General features: G+C 55.9%; 18 protein-coding genes. 6 read left to right on the top strand and 12 right to left on the bottom strand.

Going from position 1 to position 20,385, the window contains the following annotated elements; genetic code table 11:
• Window positions 1-15: 15 nt before the first annotated feature.
• Window positions 16-735, top strand: a complete 720-nt coding sequence (locus tag RA157_RS09955; protein ID WP_350332970.1) for an SOS response-associated peptidase — start codon at window positions 16-18, stop codon at window positions 733-735.
• On the opposite strand, the gene RA157_RS09960 is transcribed toward RA157_RS09955, so the two are convergent.
• Window positions 722-2,155, bottom strand: a complete 1,434-nt coding sequence (locus RA157_RS09960) for an FAD-binding oxidoreductase (protein ID WP_434058439.1) — start codon at window positions 2,153-2,155, stop codon at window positions 722-724. The genes RA157_RS09955 and RA157_RS09960 overlap by 14 nt on opposite strands.
• 321 nt (window positions 2,156-2,476) lie before the next feature.
• Between RA157_RS09960 and fabI the strand changes: the two genes are divergently transcribed.
• The gene (gene fabI / locus RA157_RS09965; RefSeq protein ID WP_350332971.1) at window positions 2,477-3,295 is read left to right on the top strand and encodes an enoyl-ACP reductase FabI; all 819 of its coding nucleotides are present in this window, start codon (window positions 2,477-2,479) and stop codon (window positions 3,293-3,295) included.
• An 80-nt stretch (window positions 3,296-3,375) separates the two neighbouring features.
• On the opposite strand, the gene RA157_RS09970 is transcribed toward fabI, so the two are convergent.
• The 6 genes from RA157_RS09970 to RA157_RS09995 all read right to left on the bottom strand — a co-directional run bounded on the left by RA157_RS09970 (window position 3,376) and on the right by RA157_RS09995 (window position 8,498).
• Complete coding sequence (locus tag RA157_RS09970; protein ID WP_350332972.1) at window positions 3,376-3,870, bottom strand: hypothetical protein; 495 nt, start codon at window positions 3,868-3,870, stop codon at window positions 3,376-3,378.
• Window positions 3,871-4,114: 244 nt separating this feature from the next.
• Entirely contained in the window at window positions 4,115-4,570 is a 456-nt protein-coding gene (locus RA157_RS09975) for a hypothetical protein (protein WP_350332973.1), read from the bottom strand.
• Window positions 4,571-4,693: 123 nt separating this feature from the next.
• Window positions 4,694-4,948 carry an exodeoxyribonuclease VII small subunit gene (locus RA157_RS09980; RefSeq protein WP_350332974.1) on the bottom strand — a complete coding sequence of 85 codons (255 nt, stop codon included), beginning with the start codon at window positions 4,946-4,948 and terminating at the stop codon, window positions 4,694-4,696.
• Between the two features lie 96 nt (window positions 4,949-5,044).
• The gene (locus tag RA157_RS09985) at window positions 5,045-5,905 is read right to left on the bottom strand and encodes an SDR family oxidoreductase (protein WP_350332975.1); all 861 of its coding nucleotides are present in this window, start codon (window positions 5,903-5,905) and stop codon (window positions 5,045-5,047) included.
• Window positions 5,906-5,919: 14 nt separating this feature from the next.
• Entirely contained in the window at window positions 5,920-6,681 is a 762-nt protein-coding gene (locus RA157_RS09990) for a crotonase/enoyl-CoA hydratase family protein (protein ID WP_350332976.1), read from the bottom strand.
• Between the two features lie 17 nt (window positions 6,682-6,698).
• A complete protein-coding gene (locus tag RA157_RS09995; RefSeq protein WP_350332977.1) occupies window positions 6,699-8,498 on the bottom strand; it encodes an acyl-CoA dehydrogenase family protein in 1,800 nt (599 codons plus the stop codon).
• A gap of 133 nt (window positions 8,499-8,631) precedes the next feature.
• Here RA157_RS09995 and RA157_RS10000 point away from each other — a divergent pair, with 133 nt between their 5' ends.
• The gene (locus RA157_RS10000) at window positions 8,632-9,663 is read left to right on the top strand and encodes an L-threonylcarbamoyladenylate synthase (RefSeq protein ID WP_350332978.1); all 1,032 of its coding nucleotides are present in this window, start codon (window positions 8,632-8,634) and stop codon (window positions 9,661-9,663) included.
• Window positions 9,664-9,729: 66 nt separating this feature from the next.
• Complete coding sequence (gene ygfZ / locus RA157_RS10005; RefSeq protein ID WP_350332979.1) at window positions 9,730-10,563, top strand: CAF17-like 4Fe-4S cluster assembly/insertion protein YgfZ; 834 nt, start codon at window positions 9,730-9,732, stop codon at window positions 10,561-10,563.
• A 23-nt stretch (window positions 10,564-10,586) separates the two neighbouring features.
• Here ygfZ and RA157_RS10010 read toward each other — a convergent pair whose 3' ends face one another.
• From RA157_RS10010 to ppdK, 4 genes are all read right to left on the bottom strand, one after another.
• The gene (locus RA157_RS10010; RefSeq protein WP_350332980.1) at window positions 10,587-11,519 is read right to left on the bottom strand and encodes an ArgK/MeaB family GTPase; all 933 of its coding nucleotides are present in this window, start codon (window positions 11,517-11,519) and stop codon (window positions 10,587-10,589) included.
• A gap of 109 nt (window positions 11,520-11,628) precedes the next feature.
• Window positions 11,629-12,960 (bottom strand): lipopolysaccharide biosynthesis protein, encoded by a 1,332-nt coding sequence (locus RA157_RS10015; protein WP_350332981.1) that lies wholly within the window; start codon window positions 12,958-12,960, stop codon window positions 11,629-11,631.
• A gap of 163 nt (window positions 12,961-13,123) precedes the next feature.
• Window positions 13,124-15,166 carry a putative bifunctional diguanylate cyclase/phosphodiesterase gene (locus RA157_RS10020; protein WP_350332982.1) on the bottom strand — a complete coding sequence of 681 codons (2,043 nt, stop codon included), beginning with the start codon at window positions 15,164-15,166 and terminating at the stop codon, window positions 13,124-13,126.
• Window positions 15,167-15,280: 114 nt separating this feature from the next.
• Window positions 15,281-17,953, bottom strand: coding sequence for a pyruvate, phosphate dikinase (gene ppdK / locus RA157_RS10025; RefSeq protein WP_350332983.1), 2,673 nt, complete (start codon window positions 17,951-17,953; stop codon window positions 15,281-15,283).
• A gap of 328 nt (window positions 17,954-18,281) precedes the next feature.
• Between ppdK and RA157_RS10030 the strand changes: the two genes are divergently transcribed.
• Window positions 18,282-18,422, top strand: coding sequence for a YjiS-like domain-containing protein (locus RA157_RS10030; RefSeq protein WP_350332984.1), 141 nt, complete (start codon window positions 18,282-18,284; stop codon window positions 18,420-18,422).
• A gap of 243 nt (window positions 18,423-18,665) precedes the next feature.
• Complete coding sequence (locus tag RA157_RS10035) at window positions 18,666-18,821, top strand: DUF1127 domain-containing protein (RefSeq protein WP_350332985.1); 156 nt, start codon at window positions 18,666-18,668, stop codon at window positions 18,819-18,821.
• A 143-nt stretch (window positions 18,822-18,964) separates the two neighbouring features.
• Here the strand turns inward: RA157_RS10035 and RA157_RS10040 are convergent, their stop codons facing one another.
• Complete coding sequence (locus tag RA157_RS10040; RefSeq protein WP_350332986.1) at window positions 18,965-20,362, bottom strand: ferredoxin reductase family protein; 1,398 nt, start codon at window positions 20,360-20,362, stop codon at window positions 18,965-18,967.
• Window positions 20,363-20,385: the final 23 nt, after the last annotated feature.

Raw genomic sequence — 20,385 nt, forward strand, 5'->3', positions numbered from 1 at the left:
CGGGAGGCACCGTCTATGTGTGGCCGGTATGCGCTGAACAGCGAACTGTTTGAGGTTCAACAGGCCTTCAAGGTGGATGAGCAGCCGCAATGGGCCGCCCGCTATAATATTACCCCGACCCAACCGGCTTTCATTGTGCACCGCCAGAGCCAGGAGCGGACCGGACAGCTTGTGCGCTGGGGGTTCGTACCATCATGGGCCAAAGATCCGGCGGCCATGAGCCTGATTATCAATGCGCGATCTGAAACGCTTGAGGAAAAGCCGTCTTTCAGGGCGGCCTATAAGCATCGGCGCTGTCTTGTCCCGGCAACCGGATTTTATGAATGGCAGCGGTCGGGCAAGACCAAAACACCCTATTGGGTGCCACCGGCAGGGGGAGGCCTGATTGCCTTTGCCGGGATCTGGGAAACCTGGAGTGATGCGGCGGGCACGGAAATGGATACAATGGCTATCCTGACCACCGAGGCCAATGCGACGCTGGCCGCTATACATCACAGACAGCCGGTCGTCATTCACCCTGATCAGTTTGATGCCTGGCTTGGAATTGACCCGGTTTCTCCCTCGGAACTGAAAGAGATGACGCGACCCGCTCCTGACGATTTCTTTGCCCCTGTCCGGGTGGGAGAGCGCATCAACAAGGCCATCCACGATGATGCGGACCTGCAGAAGCCGCTCAGTACCGAAGACATTGCAAAGGCCGATGCCGCCGTACAGGAACAGTTCAGTCTGTTTTGAGAACCCGACCCGGATTGAGAATATGGTTCGGGTCGAAGCTGTCTTTCAGCCGATGCATCATGGCCAGCTCCAGAGGATCCTTGACCTCAGCCAGAAGGTCGCGTTTGAGGCGACCTATGCCATGCTCTGCGGAAATGGAGCCGTCATAAGACAGGACGATGTCATGCACGAGCCTGTTCATGTCGTCCCAGAGGGCAAGGAAGGCCGCCTTGTCCATGCCAACAGGCTGGCTCACATTGAAGTGCAGATTGCCGTCTCCCATGTGACCGAAGGGCACCGGGCGGGCCCCGGGGAGAAAGGCTTCGACGGCTGGCAGAGCCTCGTTCAGAAAAGCCGGGATGCTGGCAACCGGAACTGAGATATCGTGCTTGATTGAACCGCCTTCATGCTTCTGGACTTCCGATAGTCCATGTCGCAATGCCCAGAATTCCTGTGAATGTTGCAAGGATTCTGCAAGTGCGGCGTCTGCAATCTGCCCGGCCTCAAGCCTGCCTGAAAGAATGCTCTCGATAAGCCGGCGCGGCGAGGCATCCGGCTGACTGGTGCTGAGATTCATCAGCACGTACCATGGATAGCGCCTCTCTATCGGGTCGCGGGTGTCCGATAGATGTCGCAGGGCGAAGTCTACGCCGATCCGCGGCATCAGTTCAAAGGCGGTCAGCATGGTGCCGGCCTGGGCCCGGGCTGTATTGAACAGGGCCAAGGCGTCCTCTGGCGAATGAACCGCAACAAAGGCTGCTTCTTCCTTAAGCGGTGCCGGAAACAGTTTGAGCACTGCGGCTGTAATAATCCCAAGGGTTCCCTCTGCACCGAGAAACAGCTGCTTCAGATCATAGCCGGTATTGTCCTTGCGGAGCTTTCGGAGTCCGTTCCAGATCTCGCCGGTTGGCAGGACCACTTCCAGCCCGAGAACCAGATCCCGGGCGGAACCATAGGCGAGAACGCCGGTGCCGCCTGCATTCGTTGAGAGATTGCCGCCAATCTGGCAGGTGCCTTGAGAAGCCAGGGAAAGAGGGAAAAGACGGTCGGCATTCTCCGCTGCCTGCTGGACCGCTTCAAGGGTTACCCCTGCTTCAACGGTCATGCTGTTGCCCGATGCATCAACCTCTCGAATGCGGTTCAGACGGGAAAGCGAGAGAACGAATTCCTGACCATCCTCGGATGGGACCTGGCCACCAACCAGCCCTGTATTACCACCTTGCGGGACCAGGGGGACCTTGTGGTTGTTCGCTATCTGGATGATGCGGGCCACCGCTTCTGTGCTGTCAGGCCTCAAGACAGCAGGCGTCCTGCCGCGATAGAGATTCCGCCATTCGACCAGATAAGCGTGCTGGTCATCATCAGGAAGCAGTACAGTGTCCCTGCCGAGAAGAGCGATAAACTCCTCAAGTGCAGCCTGTGTTCGAGATGCGGATGTCACATGGCCTCCGACAGTTTGGGCGTTTCCGGGACCATATCCGATAAGCGTCTCGCGCCAAAGCAGGAACAGGCCGGTTTCAAGGGCTTTAACAAATTGTTGCAGAGATTTACCGCACCTGGGCCCGCAGATCGGCTAACACAGTCGCAATCTGGCTGCAGCCGGACGAATCGGGCAATTGTCGGATAGGGATCAAGGACGAAGCGTACACGCGCTTGCAGCCCGGCGTCTCCTGTGTCATAGGAAGCCGCCAGCATGTGGGGCGGTTTCGGTTTACTCGAGCATGCAACAGACGGTTTGGGCTGGTCAAAGACGAGGATGAAGATGGTCGAAGTTCAGGGTTTGATGGCTGGCAAGCGCGGGCTCATCATGGGGGTCGCGAATAACCGTTCGATCGCCTGGGGAATTGCCAAGGCCTGTGCCGATGCTGGTGCTGAGCTGGCGTTTACCTATCAGGGTGATGCGCTGCGCAAGCGGGTCGAACCTCTGGCTGAACAACTTGGCGCCCATGTGGCCGGTCATTGCGATGTGACCGACGGAGCGACAATTGATGCAGTCTTCGCCAATCTTGAAGAGAAATGGGGCAAGATCGACTTCCTGGTTCACGCCATTGCCTTCTCAGACAAGGATGAGCTGACGGGCCGCTATGTGGACACTACGGCTGAGAACTTCACCCGGACACTCGATATTTCCTGTTATTCGCTGACAGCTGTTGCCCAGCGTGCGGAAAAACTGATGACCGATGGTGGCTCCATCCTGACACTCACCTATTATGGTGCTGAGAAGGTCATGCCGCACTACAATGTCATGGGCGTTGCCAAGGCTGCACTGGAAGCCAGCGTCAAATATCTGGCTGCCGATCTCGGCAAGAAGGGTATTCGCGTCAATTCCGTTTCCGCCGGACCGATCAAGACTCTGGCTGCTTCCGGCATTGGTGACTTCCGCTATATCCTGAAATGGAACGAATACAATGCACCGCTGCGTCGTACGGTCTCGATTGAAGATGTGGGCATGTCGAGCCTCTATCTCCTGTCAGACATGTCTCGTGGCGTGACAGGCGAAACCCACCATGTGGATTCCGGTTATCATGTGGTTGGCATGAAAGCTGTTGATGCGCCTGATATCTCGGTGGTCAAAGACTGACGCCGGAAAACGTTATCTGGAAAAATAAAAAAAGCCGCAGCTTCCCCAAGCTGCGGCTTTCTTGTGACTGGATCGGATGCTTATTCAGCAGCGACCGGAGCCGTGTAATCTTCTGCCTCTTCATCCCGCTTGGCGAAGAACAGATTGTCCAGAGCCAGACGGTCCATGGACCGGAAGACAATCAGTGTAGCGGATGCTGCCAGGATGATGGCTGATGGGTAAAACAGGTGCTGGATGCCAGCAACCTTGGCAACCGGCAGATACAGACCAAACGGGTCCAGAAGAGCCTGCCAGATGGCCAGAGAAGAGATGCCGGTAATCATCAGCTGAGCCGGTACTGCGAAACGACGCAGGAAACCGCTGGCCACACAGGCACCAACGACGATCTGCACATAACCGAAATAGTATTGCAGCGTCTTGATGCTGAACATGTCGAAGTAGAATTTCTTCGAAACCATGACGCCCATGCCCGGATTGACCACTTTAGCCAGGCCCCACCAGACCAGCAGCATGCCGATGGTGATGCGAAGAATAAGAAGAGCGATTTCCTGAGATGTAATCTGTTTGTTGTTCATACCCCTAACCCCTTTTGCGTTTGAGTGAGGGCAGGTTACGGGCAACTACTTAAATAAAAGCTATGGTAACAGCTCTAATCTTAGCGTGATGTGGTATGAATTTGTGGTTTTATGATACTCAAATACGAATAAGAAAATATATTACAAAGGCTTGTGGAGATTTTACACAAAAGTAACAATACTTGCGATTTGCCTCAAAAAGGGGCTCGACAGTGTGCGAGACACCCTTTTTGAGGTCTTGACCTTAGGCAGAATGCTGCCCCAGCCAGCGATCAAGAGCCCATCTGTCCATAGATTTAAAGGCGATAAGCGTCAGTGAGCCAGCGATAATGACGGCAGATGGGTAGAAGAGGTGCTGAACCTCTGAAATCTTCTCCAGCGGCAGGTAAAAGCCAAACGGATCAAGCAGAGCCTGCCAGATGCTCAGAGAAGAGAGACCGGTAATGAGGAATTGGGCCGGAACCGTGTAGGTTCGCTTGAAGCCGACAACAACACAGAGGCCAATCAGAACCTGTGCAAAGCCGAAGTAATACTGCAGTGCGTCAAGGCTGAAGACATCAAGATAGAACTTGGCAGAAACGGCAACGCCCATATCAGGGTTGACGATACGGGCCAGGCCCCACCAGACCAGCAACATGCCTATGGTAACTCTCAGGGCCAGCAGAGATGCTGCCTGGGCAGACGTGGATTGATGAGACATGATCAGATAACCCCAAACAAGGTAAGCAGGTGCGCTTCCTGTTACTTGGGATCATGAAAGGGAAAGACAAGAGACAGACTAGAAAAACAGGCATCCAATCTGAACGTTGAAAGCGATGACCGGTCAGTCTGCCTGAAGCGGTTCCTGACCGGCAGGTGTACCATCCTGTGCGAGGCGGATTTTTTCCACCTTCTGTTCAGCCTGTTTCAGCAGTCCGTCACAATGGGTCTTGAGCGCCTCGCCGCGTTCATAGATGGCGATGGACTTCTCCAGAGCCACGTCGCCCCGCTCAAGCTGGCTGACGATGGCTTCCAGTTCCTGCAAGGCCTGCTCGAAACTCAGGGACTTGATATCCTCGTGGCTTGCTTGCTCAGACACGCGCTGCTCCTGCGGCTTTTAGAATCAACTCGCAAACAATGGGCGAGTTGGGCGGGCCGGTCAACAAAGGCGATGGCCCGCCTGTAGAAAAGGCATTTATTTGATCGGGTCAAGCGAGGCAGGCGCTTCCGACCAGTCCGGCACAAAGAAATCCGGTGTCAGGCGCTGGGTCGGGTCCACACGATACTGGTCGAAATCGGTGACGCCTTCTTCTGACAGGAAGGTGTCGTCAATCAGAAACTGACCGGTCAGCTCCCGTGATGGCTTGTTGAAGATCCGATAGGCGCTGTCGGCCAGTATTTCCGGCGTCCGGCTGCTGCGCATCATGGCTTCGCCACCGAGAGCAAACTTGATGGCGGCTGTGGCAATGGTTGTTCGCGGCCAGAGTGCGTTGACTGCGATACCCTTCGATCGCAGTTCACCGGCAAGGCCCAGAACACAAAGGCTCATGCCATATTTGGCGATGGAATAGGCGGTATGGCCCTTGAACCATTTCTCGCTCATGTCGAGCGGTGGCGAGAGCATCAGAATATGCGGGTTCTCTGCTTCCGTCAGATAGGGCACAGCATGTTTGGAAACCATGAAAGTGCCGCGCGTATTCACCTGATGCATGAGGTCGAAACGTTTCATCTCGGTCTGCTGCGAATTGGTGAGCTGAATGGCACTGGCATTGTTGACCACGATGTCAAGGCCGCCGAACGTATCGACGGTTTTCTCAAGCGCTCCTTTGACCTGCCCCTCATCCCGCACATCAACCACCAGAGGCAGAGCTTTGCCTCCGGCTGCCTCAATCTCTTCAGCTGCCGTATAGATCGTGCCTTCAAGCTTGGGGTGTGGGTCTGCGGTCTTGGCTGCAATCACCACATTGGCCGCGTCTCTGGCCGCGCGAAGGCTGATGGCCAGGCCAATGCCGCGAGATGCGCCGGTGATGAACAAGGTTTTTCCTGAAAGTGACATGACGATCTCGCTTGTTAGAAATTGGGTTTGCGTTTCTGGGTAAACGCCATAAAGGCTTCCGTGGCCTCTTCCGATGACAGGCAGGATTTGAAGTGATCGGCCTCTTCATCAATCCGAGCATGAATCTGGGGCGTGTCAGCCCGCATCATCTGCCGTGACAGGCGCAGGGCAGAGGGAGGGCGTGCCGCAATGCGTTCCGCCAGGGCTCGGGTTTCTGTCTCAAGGGTATCTGCTGCAACAATACGGTTGATAAACCCGGTCTCCACAGCACGTTCAGGGCCGACAGCTTCCCCAAGGCACAGCATTTCAAAGGCACGGGCATAGCCCATGCGTTTGGGAAACAGCAGGGTGGATGCGGCTTCCGGTACAAGGCCCAGATCAAGAAACGGGGTCTTGAACAGTGCCCGGTCTGTGGCCAGAGCCATATCACAGTGAAACAGCATGGTGGTGCCAACACCGATTGCAATGCCATCAACACCGGCCACAAGCGGTGTCTGGGACGAGGCGAGGGCATGCAGGAATCTCAGCACATCAGCGCCGAGACCATCACCGCCCTGGGCTATGCTGAGAAAGTCGAGAATGTCGTTGCCCGCCGTGAAACAGCCTTCGGTTCCGAGAAAGGCGATAGCCCGGACATCGGGATCATCGTCTGCGGTTTCAATCGCCCCGGCGAGGCTGGCATACATGGCCGCCGTAATGGCATTTTTCTTGTCAGGGCGGTTGAAACGGACCGTGCGAACCCGGTCGCGGTCTTCAACAGTGATGAAATCGGTCATCAGGTTTCTCCTTCGGGTCAGGACCCATGAACTTCGGCAAGATCATCGAGGGACAAAGACAAAGCCGTGCTGTGTCCGCTTTCGATGGTCCGGCGAAGTGAAGCTGTTTCGCAAAGATGGTTCGCCCCGAAAAACAGGGTCCGGCTCGTGATCAGCCGGGTCTTGGGGGTCTCATCTGACGGGTCGAGAGCCAGAAGGCCTCGCGCCATCACCATGGACCCCACGACAAGACTGAAGAGCTTGAGATAAGGTGAGGCCCCTGCAAGGGCCGTATCCATGGCGCTGTTCTTCATGGAAGCGGTTATCCAGTCCGTGACAGCCCGCAGGTCATCAAGTCCGCCTGAAAGCTGATCGGCCAGGCCATGCCGCTCCGGCGTGTTGGACAGGCGAAGATCTGCGATGACCTTCTCCACCTCTCCAAATAGCGCATCCACACAGGCTCCATCCGATTGCGTTATCTTCCGGGTGACAAGATCAATGGCCTGAATGCCGTTGGTTCCCTCATAAATCGGAGCAATACGGGCATCGCGCAGAAGCCGTGCAACGCCGGTTTCCTCCATATAGCCCATGCCGCCATGAACCTGGACGCCGATAGAGGCAACCTCGACACCGGCATCGGTGGAGAAGGCCTTGGCCAACGGGGTCAGAAGATTGGCCCGCTCCTGCCAGAACCGGGCGTCATCGCCCTCTGTGATGCGGGCCATGTCGATGGCATGGGCGCAGGCATAGCAGATAGCCCGCGATGCCGCTGTCAGGGACTGCATGGCGAGAAGATTACGCTTGACATCAGGATGAGCGGCAATCGGGTCCATCGCTCCGTCTTTGGGCGAACCTGTCGCTTTGCCCTGTTTGCGCTCCAGCGCATAGGCTATGGCATGCTGGGTGGCGCGCTCCGCAACACCCACGCCCTGAATGCCAACGGACAGACGGGCATTGTTCATCATGGTGAACATACAGGCGAGGCCGCGGTTCTCTTCTCCCACCAGCCAGCCTGTTGCACCGCCATGATCGCCGAAGATCATGGTACAGGTTGGCGACGCGTGAATACCGAGCTTGTGTTCGACGGAATGACAGATGACATCGTTGCCCTCGCCAAGGCTTCCATCTGCATTCACCAGCACTTTTGGCACCAGAAACAGCGAAATACCCCGCGTCCCCGGAGGAGCATCGGGCAGGCGGGCGAGAACAAGATGGATGATATTCTCCGTCAGGTCATGGTCGCCATAGGTGATGAAGATCTTCTGCCCGAAAATCCGGTAGGTTCCGTCTTCAGCACGCTCTGCCCGGGCTTTCAGCGCATTGAGGTCTGATCCCGCCTGAGGCTCTGTCAGGTTCATTGTGCCCATCCACTCACCGGATACAAGCCGGGGCAGATAGGTTTCCTGCAGGTCCTTTGATGCGTGAGTGTGGAGGGCCTCGACAGCACCCACGGTCAGCGTCGGGCCAATGCCGAAGGCCATGGAGCCGGAGTTCCACATGTCCTGAACCGCAACGGACAGCATGGTGGGAAGACCCTGGCCATCATAATCCACTGGGCCGGTGAGGCTGTTCCACCCGGCATCGCACCAGTCGCGATAGGTCTCTTTCCAGCCATCCGGCATGGTGACAATGCCGTCTTTCACAATCACACCCTGGGTGTCGCCTATCTCGTTGATCGGTGCGATCCGCTCGGTTGCAAACTTGCCCGCTTCTTCCAGAATTGCAGAGACGAGATCCGCACTGAGATCATCAAAAAGACCAGCCTGCAGCGCATCAGACAGACCGGCGCATCTGTTCAGAGTGTGCGCAATATCGTCAACAGGTGCTCTATAGGTCATCTGCTCTCCTCCCCGGGCGTTCTGTACCGACAGAAACATGCCAATCCAGCTTGACGCCACTTCATCCTGTGAGCATAACCGACCCGACCGGAAGGTAAATGCCTTCCATTAACGTCAACTAGACGAAAGACGCATGACCCGGGACAAGAAAAGCGCCAGTGCTGAAGCAGGTGTGGAGACGATAGTCTGGCCACATGGCCCGGACGGTACCCCGGCCGATGAGCATTTGACCGCAGCTGTCGCCGTCCTGGCTGATGGTGGTCTCGTGGCTCTACCAACGGAGACCGTATACGGGCTTGCCGGTGATGCCACCCGTGCTGAAACGGCAGCCGCTATCTTCGCCGCCAAGGGGCGCCCCAGCTTCAACCCGCTGATCAGTCATGTGCCTGATCTTGAGGCTGTCGAGCGACACGGGTTCCTGACAGGGGAGGCCCGCCAGCTTGCGGAACGCTTCTGGCCGGGGCCGATGACGCTGGTTCTGAGAAAACGACCAGACAGCCCGATTGCCGATCTCACCACATCAGGGCTGGACAGTGTCGCCCTGCGCGTCCCGGCGCATCCGGTCTTCCAGCGCCTGTCACAGATGTTCGGCAAGCCGCTTGCTGCACCGAGCGCCAACAGATCCGGCAGGATCAGTCCCACCTGTGCCGCTCATGTCTATGAGGAACTCTCAGGGCGTATCAACGGCATTCTTGATGGCGGCCCGACCGAGGTCGGACTTGAATCAACGGTTATCGCCTGTCTTGATGATCAGCCTGTTCTGCTTCGCCCCGGCGGCATCGCGCATGCGGATGTGGAAGCTTGTCTTGGTCGCACCCTTGCCCGTGCCGACGCTGAAGATCAGACCAGGCCACAATCTCCCGGCATGCTTCTGTCCCATTATGCTCCGGATGCTGCCGTCAGACTGAATGCCACCCATGTGGAGCCGGGTGAAGCCTGGCTCGGTTTTGGTGGAGACAGGCCCGCGGGGGCTGAAACAGCACGCGCGGGACTTGATCTCAGCCCATCCGGCGATCTGTTCGAGGCTGCAGCCAATCTGTTTGGTGCCCTGCGCAGCCTTGACGGACAGACGGAAACAGGCATTGCCGTCGTCGCCATTCCCGAAGACGGCCTGGGCGAGGCCATCAATGACCGCCTCCGACGGGCCGCTGCGCCACGTGGTTAGGGTCCTGGCCCTCTTGCGTGCGCTGCCGAACAGGCTTATCTCGGGATAAACGACAGTGAGGTGACCGTGTCGGATCGTGCCTTTTCAGTTCTGCCGCAGCGCGGCCTTGTTCGATTGTCCGGTGATGATGTCAAGGCGTTACTGCAGCGCCTGATCACCACAGATATGGACATCGTGGAGCGTGATGGCGTCGGGTTCGGGGCTCTCCTCACGCCGCAGGGAAAGATCCTGTTTGATTTCATCATTGCACAATCAGATGCTGACCTCTGGGTGGATCTGCCCCGTGCCGTGGTGGGAGATTTCATCAAGCGGATGACGCTCTACAAGCTCCGCGCCGATGTCACATTGACCGATTGCAGTGACAGTCACGAGGTTTGCGTGGCACCTGAGGGTGTGGCACCTGACGGTGACGTGGTCGCGCTCTTTTCTGACCCGCGCGCGGAGGGTCTGGGGCTACGACTTTTCAGATCCGCGAAGGGTGGTGAAGAGGATACAGGCCACTGGCAGGAGCGACGCATTGCGCTCGGGGTGCCGGAGGTTTCCTCGGATTTTGGTTATGGTGACCTGTTCCCGCACGATGCCGGGATGGATCACCTCAACGGTCTGGTCTTCGACAAGGGGTGTTATGTAGGACAGGAAGTCGTTTCCCGCATGCATCATCGCGGCACAGCGCGCAAGCGGCCGGTTATTGTGCGTGGTGCCGGTTTGTCAGAAGGGGCCGAGTTGATGGGGGGCGACAAGTCAGTGGGCATTCTTGGTTATGTCTCGGGTGACCACGCTGTGGCGATTGCGCGGCTGGACCGCCTGAAATCAGCACTCGACAATGGTGCGGAAATTTCCGTTGCAGGCGCACCTGTCGAGGTCTCTCTGCCTCAATGGGCGGGGTATGACTGGCCCTGAAGCGTAGTGTTGGGCCCCAAAACCTACTGAAAGCGATCTGCCAGAGTTCTGGACAGGCTGAGCATGGTTGAAAACGGTCCCGGGTTCTGACCAAGCGCATCCGGGATATCTGCCTGGGAAAGACCGGCACGGCCAAACTGTGAGCGGATGACATCTTCCACCCAGAACCGCTCCTGTGCCTGTCTGAGACTGGCCAGACGATTATCCTCATGCAGATAAGCCTCATAACGGTTTACAGCGGAGACCAGATCGTCGAGCCCGTCGCCGCGCATGGCTGAAACCATAATTACCGGTGCTGTCCAATCACGATCCGGTCCGTTGAGGGTGAGGGCACCTTCCACATCAGCGCGGGCGCGTCTGGCCTCGGCTTCCATATCCGCCTTGGTGACGCAGATGAGATCTGGCAATTCCATGACGCCAGCCTTCATGAACTGCAGGGAATCTCCCGACCCGGGCTGAATGCAGAGGGCAACACCATCTGCGGCAAAGGCAATATCAGCCTCAGACTGGCCGATGCCGACCGATTCAACAATAACCCGGTCATAGACAGCGCGCATCAGCACGATCCCGGCCACGGCATGATCGGAAAGACCACCGAGGCGATCCCGAGCGGCCATGGACCGGACGAAAACCTGCCGGTCTTCGGGGTCTGTCTTCAGCCGTGTCCTGTCGCCAAGAAGAGCTCCACGGGTAAAGCGGGATGAGGGATCGACCGCCAGCACCCCCACCGAGAGGCCGTCCGAGCGCCAGGCCCGCAAAAGCGCATTGGTAAGAGTTGACTTGCCGACCCCAGGTGGACCTGTGAGGCCGAGAACAAACCCACGGGGATTCTTTGCAGCCTCATCAAGGAGCGTGGCAAGTTCGTTTGTGCCCTGATGAATCTCCACGGCTGTCAGCGCGCGCGACATGGCCGGTTTGCCACCATTCCGCAAATCATCAAGAGTCGGGATTGTCATCGCTAGTAAGGTCCTTTGGTACAAGGCCTGAGCCTCCCCAGAAGACCCGTATAACGATTTTCAATGCGCTTGACGATAGGCCGGATGACCCAGAACCGCCTGATGCGTTTCAGTGTGTTGCAGTCCGTTTATTCGCGATCCACATAGCCAGAACGCGGATGACAAGCGCAATGCTTGAAGCTGCTGCTGCACCAGCCAGGCCATATGGCGGAATCAGTGCCAGATTGAGCAGAAGATTCAGAACCAGACTGAAGGCTGCAATATAGGCAAGTGATTTCTGCTGCCCATGTACAAGAAGGATATCCTGCAAAGGGCCGGAGGCGGCCTGAACCAGGAGACCAGCAATGAGAACAGGGACAAGTGCTGCTCCTGCAACAAAGGACGGACCGAATATCTCGAAGAAATAGGGTGCGATAAGGACAAGAAACACACTGCCGAGGGCTGTGGGCCAGAAAGCCCGTTTCCGGGCTCTGATAACCAGCTGATGAAAACCTGACTTGTCTTCAGAGGCATAGGCCTCTGACAGCCCCCGCACAGCCGCCAGTGATACAGCCTGATGCATAAAGGCGACCAGGCCGACGGTTTTGGCGACAGCGAAATAAAGGCCAACCTCCGCGGGGGACTGGTAGAAACTGATAACCAGAATATCCAGATTGATCGACAATACGTAAAAGCTCTGGACAAGAAGTAGAGGGAAGGAGGCCGTAACCCATTCCCTCAGATGATAACTTCGAGCTCCCGGTCCAATTTCCCCACGAAGCGCGCGATAGATAAGGGGTGTCTGGAAAGCAAGTGTGATTGTGGCGGCAAGCACAAGTGCTGCTACAGCCAGACCAGCCTGGCCTGGCAGTTCAAGGCCGAGAACGAGTGCAACGACGATCACGCCGGTCAACAGGGGTCTGAGCACATAGCCTGGCAAAAGCCCGCGCAATGCATGAGATCGACTGACAGCCAGGCATTCCTGGATATGGGTCAGCGCCAGAATGGGAACAGCACAGAGCCCGATCAGGACCGGCAGTGGATAATCCGAGGGCAGATAGTCCTGAAGGCTCCAGATTCCCGAAGCCGCTGCGACACTCAGCGGGATGGAGATCAGCATGGGCAGCACTTGTGCGGTCGTTATAAATCCACGCGCGGATTCCAGATCACCAGTCACAATATAACCGGGCAGGAAGCGCTTGACTGACTCATTGAAGCCGATAGCAGCCAGTTGCGCGACAACAGTGGTCAAGATCCAGACAAAGGCGAAGACACCGAAGGCGGTTGGTTCAAGAAGACGGGCGATCAGGACGTGGAGCAGAAAGACTGCACCGGCGCTAAACACACGGACCATGTAAACGGACAGAGTGGCAATAGATGTCCGCCTGTCGCCTAGGCCCGCCATGCGACCCAGAAAAGCCGCCAGTCGTTCAGCCTGCGGAACGCGATCGCGTACTGGCACCGTCGGCAGGGGATCTTTGGTCTTGTCAGAGATGATCGTGGCCTCGTACGTGTCTTTCAAAGGTCTTGAAACAGCTTCAAGGCCATCAGATTTTCCCCCCAGGATTGACTAAAACAGATTAAGCCAGAGGGAAAGAGATAGATAAAGGATTGATGAGTTGAAGTTAACGAATCCGAATCTTCTGAGCCGGCGTGTAGGCCGTTCGAATAAGAGCCTCGAATTCAGGACCGGAAACGGCAGGGCTGAAGAGAAAACCCTGATATTCATGGCATCCGCGCTGTTTCAGCCAATCGTGCTGATCGACAGTTTCCACGCCTTCAGCAATGATCTTCACATCAAGGATGCGAGACATCGAAATAATCAGTTCGGTAATGGCTGCCTTGCTCTGATCGCCAACAAAGGAGCGGTCGATCTTGATGCAGGAAATTGGATAGTTCTGGATATAGGCCAGATTGGAATAACCGGTCCCGAAATCATCCACAGCCAGACCAATGCCAGCCTTGTGGAAGGCCTGGAAACTGCCCCGGACAACAGGATTATCGCCAAGCAGAACTGATTCTGTGATCTCGAACTCGAGACCATCGGTATGGCAGTTCGCATGATCGACAATAGCAAGAAGGCGTTCTGCCGCGCCGGGTCTGAGGCATTGTTGCCCGGAAATATTGACGGAAACGGTCAGGTTCGGATCAAGCGCCTGCCAGCTTGCAAGGGATTTGCAGGCCTGTTTCAGAACCCATTCACCCACATCAAGAATCAAGCCTGTCTCTTCCATCAGCGGAATGAAGTCTGCTGGGCTGATCAGGCCCTCTTCAGGATGACGCCAGCGCAGAAGTGCTTCGGCCCCGACAATCTCTCCTGTCTCAAGAGACAGACGCGGCTGATAGTGAAGTTCCAGTTCATCACGCTCAAGAACAGTCTGAAGCTGCTTCTCGAGCTGGAACTTGCGTGAAAACCGGCTCGACATCTCGCGACTGAAGACCCGGAACGATCCGCGGCGGTTTCGCTTGGCTTCATACATGGCGATATCGGCATTCTGAAGCAGCTGGTTGATATCGGTTCCGTTGTCAGGCATGCGGCACAAGCCCATGCTGACGGAGCATCTGACCGTGTGATGGCTGAGGTCATAAGGCTGATTGAGAGCTCCCTCCAGCCTGTTTATCCAGCTCTCCAGCTGTTCGGCCGTCTGTGGTTCCTCAGTCAGGATTATGAACTCATCGCCGCTGAGGCGCGCCAGAAGGTCTTTTGTGTCAGTTGCTTGTCTCAGGCGCTCGGCAAAGGCGATCAGAAGCTCGTCGCCAACCATATGCCCAAGGGTATCATTGATGGATTTGAACCGGTCGAGGTCAACGAAAATCAGCGTTGCAGACTGCCTGCGTGCCATGATCTGGGCGAAGAGGGTGGGGGCTTTCTGAAGAAGCTGAGCCCGGTTCGGCAGGCCTGTCAGGGTGTCATGAAAAGCCAGAAAGGCGGCTTTGTCCTGAGCGATCTTGCGGTCTGTCACATCGGTGGCGCTCATCAGAATAGCCGGGTGTCCGGTCACTGCATCGAATGTGTAGCGCAGATCAATTTCGTGCCAGCGCTCGCCAGCTGATGTATGAACTTCAACGACCGTCTGTGTCTCGCGACTGATAGCCAGCTGACTCAGGGCAGATACATAATCCTGTTTGGCCACGAAATGATCGGCCAGGTTTTTCGTATGTTCCGGCCATGCATCATAGGCAGCCGGGTTGTTGTGCAGTGGAACGCCATCCAGATCATAAAGCGAGACCTGGACGGATGTGTGGAGCAGCGCGTTCAGACTGCGCAGGTTTTCCGGCTTCTCCTGAGTGCTGCCGGTATCGCCGCAGGCCTGGTTCAACATGGCCATCCGCCCGTCAGGAAGGACGATGCCACTGAACCGGCAGGTCAGAGACTTGGGTATGCCTTTCGGGAAGATCGTATACTGCTCTGTGGAGGTGCGACCGTTGAGAAAATCATCCCGAAGCTGCTCAAGCTTAATGGCTACGCGGCTGCTCTGGTCGGAAAAGAAGTTTCTTGAACGAAGTTCATTCAGATCATCTGCTTCCCACAGGAGGAGAGCAGGTTCATTGGCCCAATCGATAATGCCCTTGTCGATGTCAAAGACCCAGATCGGCAGGGCAACATCCGCCAGGACCGAAAGCCTGTCAGCATAGGACAGAGACGAACCGGTTGGCGATGAGGACATCTTTCGCTCCAACAGAAAAAACTATATGGAACGAGATACCTCATTTATGGTTTCTGTGCGGTTAATGAAACCTCCGAAAGATCCAGGTCTTCCGGAGGCCTCTATCTTTATCGATTAGCTCTGGTTCTTGGCCTTCAAAGCGGCCTGGGCGGCAGCCAGACGGGCGATGGGCACACGGAAGGGTGAGCAGGATACATAGTCAAGACCAACCTCTTCACAGAAGTGGATTGAGCTTGGATCACCACCGTGCTCGCCACAAATGCCGAGTTTGATGTCCGGGCGGGTCTGTCGACCCCGTTCAACCCCGATACGGACCAGTTCGCCGACACCGTCCTGATCGATGGAGACAAACGGATCCTGCTCCAGAATGCCAGTTCTCTGATAGGCACCGAGGAAAGATGCCGCGTCATCCCGGGAGATGCCGAAAGCGGTCTGTGTAAGGTCGTTGGTGCCAAAGGAGAAAAATTCGGCGCTCTCGGCAATCTTGTGAGCCCGCAGGGCCGCGCGTGGCAGTTCCACCATGGTACCCACCTGATAACTCAGGCTCTCACCGGTTTCTTGCTGGACAGCGTCTGCCATGGCATCAATCCGGGCTTTGACCAGATCAAGTTCGGCTTTCATGCCGACCAGCGGCACCATGACCTCCGGAATAACCGGTGCGCCGGTCTTGCGTCCGGCTTCAATGGCAGCCTCAAAGATGGCTCGGGCCTGCATTTCGGCAATTTCCGGATAGGAAATGGCGAGACGGCAGCCACGATGGCCAAGCATCGGATTGACTTCATGCAGTTCTGCCGTCCGATGACGGATCAGCCCGATATCAACACCGAGCGACGTTGCCACATCAGAAATCTCCGCGTCTGTCTTCGGCAGGAATTCATGCAGCGGCGGGTCGAGCAGGCGGATGGTGACAGGCAGCCCGGCCATGATTTCGAACAGGTCTGTAAAGTCAGCCTTCTGCATCGGCAGAATTTTTGCCAGGGCATCACGGCGATGGTCGTGGCTTTCCGCCAGAATCATCTCACGGACAGCCAGAATGCGATCCTCGCTGAAGAACATGTGTTCGGTACGGCAGAGGCCGATACCTTCTGCTCCGAAATTACGGGCAGTCCGTGCGTCTACAGGCGTGTCCGCGTTGGCCCTTACGCCCATCCGACGCACCTTGTCAGCCCAGCCCATAAGCTGACCGAAGTCGCCTGAAAGCTCAGGCTGCAGCATTTTGACAGCGCCACGCAGCACTTCGCCGGTAGAGCCGTCGACCGTGATGATATCGCCCTTGGACAGAGTAACCGGGCCGGCCATAAGGGTTTCAGAGGCTGCATCAATCCGTATGGACCCGGCACCGGAGATGCAGGGTGTTCCCATACCCCGGGCGACTACGGCCGCGTGGCTGGTCATGCCGCCGCGAGACGTCAGGATAGCTTCGGCTGCATGCATGCCATGGATATCTTCCGGGCTTGTCTCAAGACGCACCAGAACAACCTTGATCCCTTTCTGGGCCATGGCTTCCGCATCATCAGAAGAGAAGACAATCTGCCCCGATGCTGCGCCCGGAGAAGCTGGAAGCCCCTTGGCGATCACATCACGCTCTGCATTGGGGTCAATGGTCGGATGCAGCAACTGGTCAAGGGCAGCAGGATCAACCCGCTGAATAGCCTCATCTTCGCTGATCAGGCCCTCGGCTGTCATATCCACCGCAATTTTCAGGGCAGCCTTTGCAGTGCGTTTTCCCGAACGGGTCTGCAGCATCCAGAGCTTGCCATCTTCAATGGTGAACTCCAGATCCTGCATGTCGCGATAATGGGTCTCAAGCTTGTTGCAGATATCCATGAAAGCGGCGAAGGCTTCCGGCATCAGATTCTCAAGCGATGGCTTGTTGGAGCCCGCGGCAATGCGGGCAACTTCCGTGATGTCCTGCGGCGTTCTGATGCCTGCGACCACGTCCTCGCCCTGGGCATTGACGAGAAACTCACCATAGAGCTCGTTGTCACCGGTGGACGGATTGCGGGTGAAGGCGACGCCGGTTGCCGATGTATCCCCCATATTGCCGAACACCATGGCCTGCACGTTAACCGCAGTGCCCCAGCTGGCAGGGATGTCATGAAGGCGTCTGTATGTGATGGCGCGCTGGTTCATCCAGGAGGAGAAAACCGCACCAACGGCACCCCAGAGCTGGTCCATCGGGTCCTGAGGGAAGGGCTCTTCAAGCTCTTCTTCAACGAGGGCCTTGTAACGCTCCACAACCCGCTGCCAGTCATCGGATGTGAGATCTGTGTCCAGGTCGTAGCCGTTCAGATCCTTTTCTTCGTCCAGGATCATCTCGAAATCATGATGATCCAGTCCGAGAACCACATCGGAGTACATCTGAATGAAACGGCGATAGGAGTCATACGCAAATCTTGGATCACCGGAGGCGGTCGCAAGAGCCTGAACAGTCTGATCATTGAGGCCGAGATTCAACACCGTGTCCATCATGCCGGGCATGGACGCACGTGCGCCGGAGCGGACGGAAACAAGCAGAGGGTCCTGAGCATCGCCGAATCGCTTGCCTGTCAGCCGGGCCATATGCTCAAGCGCCTGAGCCACGTCATCGCGCAAGGTCTCCGGATAGCTGCGACCATTGTCATAATACCAGGCACAGACATCGGTGGTAATGGTAAAACCGGGTGGAACCGGTAGTCCCAGATTGGACATTTCTGCGAGGTTGGCGCCTTTGCCACCCAACAGATTGCGCATTGAAGCGGAGCCCTCAGCAAGTCCGTCACCGAACGTGTAGACCCATTTCGTCATGTCTCATGCCTTTTCTGCCCCGTCTGGCCAGTAGGCCCGTGATAGATGGGGCGTCTTTCCCTGGATGTTGCACTGCAAGGTACAGGCACAGTGTGAAGCGCGTTTTGAACCCGATTGCAACGATTTTGTGACAGAACATGTCGGTTTTCATCGATTTGTATGAACAGACCTGAACGGGGCCTGATTTGGGAAAGATGCAATCCGGCTAAATTATGCATATCAGCTATGCCGCTATTGCATTGGAATTTACGCGCTGGAGCGCCCATATCCGGCACAGCAAAAAACGGGCTCGTGGCACCTGAGTTCCAAAAAGAGACGGGATCAACCAATGTTGTCAAAATTTCGGAGGACACTGAGCCTCTGGCACAAGAATCGTTCCTCCAGCCGGGAGCTGTCACGCCTGTCGGGTCGTGATCTGGATGATCTCGGTTTCATCCCGGGTGACATTTATCGCGGGTGGCGCCGCTAAGCGCAGCCGCCCTGTCATTCTCACAAGAAAACCCGCTCTCAGTGATGAGGGCGGGTTTTTGAGTTTTGACCCCAGGAGCTGGAAAATCGAAGGATTTATAATTCTCAAATTATGGATAGGGACCAAGCCATGCTTCTGATGCATGGCTGAAGAGCAATAATTGCGCTTCTTCTTGAGAAGTAGCCGGCTTATGTAAAGAGCATCGAAAGCGACACATTCTGACACACAGAAAGGGATGCTCTGATGTTCTCTAATCTTTATGGTTCTTTCAATCAGTGGCGTAGATACCGCAACACTGTTTCCCAGCTTGAGCGCCTGTCCGGCCATGAGCTGAACGACCTCGGCATTGTTCGTTCCGACATCAAGTTTCTGGCCAAACGCGCTGTTCGTCAGGGCTGATAATCAGAACTGATACCAGATACTTATTACTGCTGTGAGCCTGTCTCACACCGGTTTGCAAAAACCCCGCTTCCTTTTACAGGCAGCGGGGTTTTGTGTTTTATGCATACCAGATCTGGTTACCAGGCAAGAATCGACACGTGTTATTTTGTCTGCTGCAGCTGTACAGAAAGCCAGTCGGCTATCGGGTCAGCAAATTTTCGGGGCAAATAGTGCCTGAAACGCATGATCAGCCGCTCATGTGAACCAAAGAGCTGCTCAATGAGTCTGAGCAGTGGGGCACCCAGACCGAGACCGGTTCGCAGTTCAAAAGCCTCATAGAGGAAACGACGACGTGAATGTCCGAGTTGAACCAGGTCTTCGGCCAGTGTCTTTCGCATCTGGGTCGGGCCGCAGAAGGCCACAGTAGCATTTTTGAGCGTGTCCCCATGAGTTGACTGCAACAGGGATGAGGTCAGTCGAGGCTCTCTATCTGTATCAATTAGATGGAGGGTGACTTGAGGAAGCCGCTTTGCAGAATTCGTGAATTCGTCAAAGATCGTACGATCTCTTGAACCGCGACCGCATATATAGAGGTGGATTTCTCTGTGAGTTTCTGGTGAAAGCGCCTGAAGCCATGCCAGATAAGGCGTAACACCTGCACCTGCACCAATCCATATCTGCAGGCCTTTGCTCCGTGGTGCAAGAAAGTGTCCGTATCCGCCATGGACAGTTGCGAATGATCCCACACGCAATTGGCTGGCTAACCGCCCGGTATAATCTCCAAGCGATGCTATGCTGAACCGCAGGGTTCCATCTTGCTGCGGGCCGCTTGAAATGGTGAACGGATGAGTTTCGTTGAATCCCGGGATGTGGAACTTCAGAAAGGCAAACTGACCGGCTTTATGCCCAAGGTGTTTCCCACCAGGTTCAAGAATGATGTGATTGAGTGAGCTTGATCGCTCAATGCTGGCCACCTTGTAAGACCCGCCTTTCATGAGAGACGCGCGGAACAGGCAGGCGATATAGCTTAATGATCCAAGAATGCAAAAGCCGAGAATGTAGACACCAATCGGATCAGTCAGGTTAAACGGTTTTTCAATAAGGACGTAGTGGGTTGCACCGAGAATGAAGAATATCCCGATAAAACGATGAGACCAGCGCCAGATGCGATATGGAATAAGCGTTACAACGGATGCCGCTCCCAGGATGAGTAATCCGTAATAGGAAAATTCTCCCAGTTGTTCGGCCAGATCAGACAGGCTGTTTTCGTTCCCAACCTTGAATTCAGCATCAAGGGTGTCATGCAGCAGAACAGCCCCTATGGCCAGAACGGCGCTCCATTTATGGAGAATATAGATCCGGTCAAGACTGCCGAACACGGTTTCCAGCCAGCGCATTCGTGTGGCCTGCAGCTGGATAATGGCCATCAGAATAAGGGCGCTTGCTCCGAGGTATTGGCTGAAAAGTGCCCCGCCATCAAAACGGGGTGCGAGTTCGAAAAACCAGGGGAGAGGTATGACCAGTGCAGCTATGATAATCAGAATGCCTGTAATGCGCATGATGACTCCGTCGATTGCCTGGT

This window comes from Coralliovum pocilloporae (genome assembly GCF_030845175.1).
GTDB lineage: Bacteria > Pseudomonadota > Alphaproteobacteria > Rhizobiales > Cohaesibacteraceae > Coralliovum > Coralliovum pocilloporae.

What these genes read in the sequence shown, in the direction of transcription:
- RA157_RS09995 (WP_350332977.1), bottom strand. Translation starts at nt 8,498, where the DNA reads ATGACCTATAGAGCACCTGTTGACGATATTGCGCACACTCTGAACAGA.
- RA157_RS10030 (WP_350332984.1), top strand. Translation starts at nt 18,282, where the DNA reads ATGTTGTCAAAATTTCGGAGGACACTGAGCCTCTGGCACAAGAATCGT.
- RA157_RS09985 (WP_350332975.1), bottom strand. Translation starts at nt 5,905, where the DNA reads ATGTCACTTTCAGGAAAAACCTTGTTCATCACCGGCGCATCTCGCGGC.
- RA157_RS09970 (WP_350332972.1), bottom strand. Translation starts at nt 3,870, where the DNA reads ATGAACAACAAACAGATTACATCTCAGGAAATCGCTCTTCTTATTCTT.
- RA157_RS10040 (WP_350332986.1), bottom strand. Translation starts at nt 20,362, where the DNA reads ATGCGCATTACAGGCATTCTGATTATCATAGCTGCACTGGTCATACCT.
- RA157_RS10035 (WP_350332985.1), top strand. Translation starts at nt 18,666, where the DNA reads ATGTTCTCTAATCTTTATGGTTCTTTCAATCAGTGGCGTAGATACCGC.
- fabI (WP_350332971.1), top strand. Translation starts at nt 2,477, where the DNA reads ATGGTCGAAGTTCAGGGTTTGATGGCTGGCAAGCGCGGGCTCATCATG.
- ppdK (WP_350332983.1), bottom strand. Translation starts at nt 17,953, where the DNA reads ATGACGAAATGGGTCTACACGTTCGGTGACGGACTTGCTGAGGGCTCC.
- RA157_RS10020 (WP_350332982.1), bottom strand. Translation starts at nt 15,166, where the DNA reads ATGTCCTCATCGCCAACCGGTTCGTCTCTGTCCTATGCTGACAGGCTT.
- RA157_RS10010 (WP_350332980.1), bottom strand. Translation starts at nt 11,519, where the DNA reads ATGACAATCCCGACTCTTGATGATTTGCGGAATGGTGGCAAACCGGCC.
- RA157_RS09990 (WP_350332976.1), bottom strand. Translation starts at nt 6,681, where the DNA reads ATGACCGATTTCATCACTGTTGAAGACCGCGACCGGGTTCGCACGGTC.
- RA157_RS10000 (WP_350332978.1), top strand. Translation starts at nt 8,632, where the DNA reads ATGACCCGGGACAAGAAAAGCGCCAGTGCTGAAGCAGGTGTGGAGACG.
- RA157_RS09955 (WP_350332970.1), top strand. Translation starts at nt 16, where the DNA reads ATGTGTGGCCGGTATGCGCTGAACAGCGAACTGTTTGAGGTTCAACAG.
- RA157_RS09975 (WP_350332973.1), bottom strand. Translation starts at nt 4,570, where the DNA reads ATGTCTCATCAATCCACGTCTGCCCAGGCAGCATCTCTGCTGGCCCTG.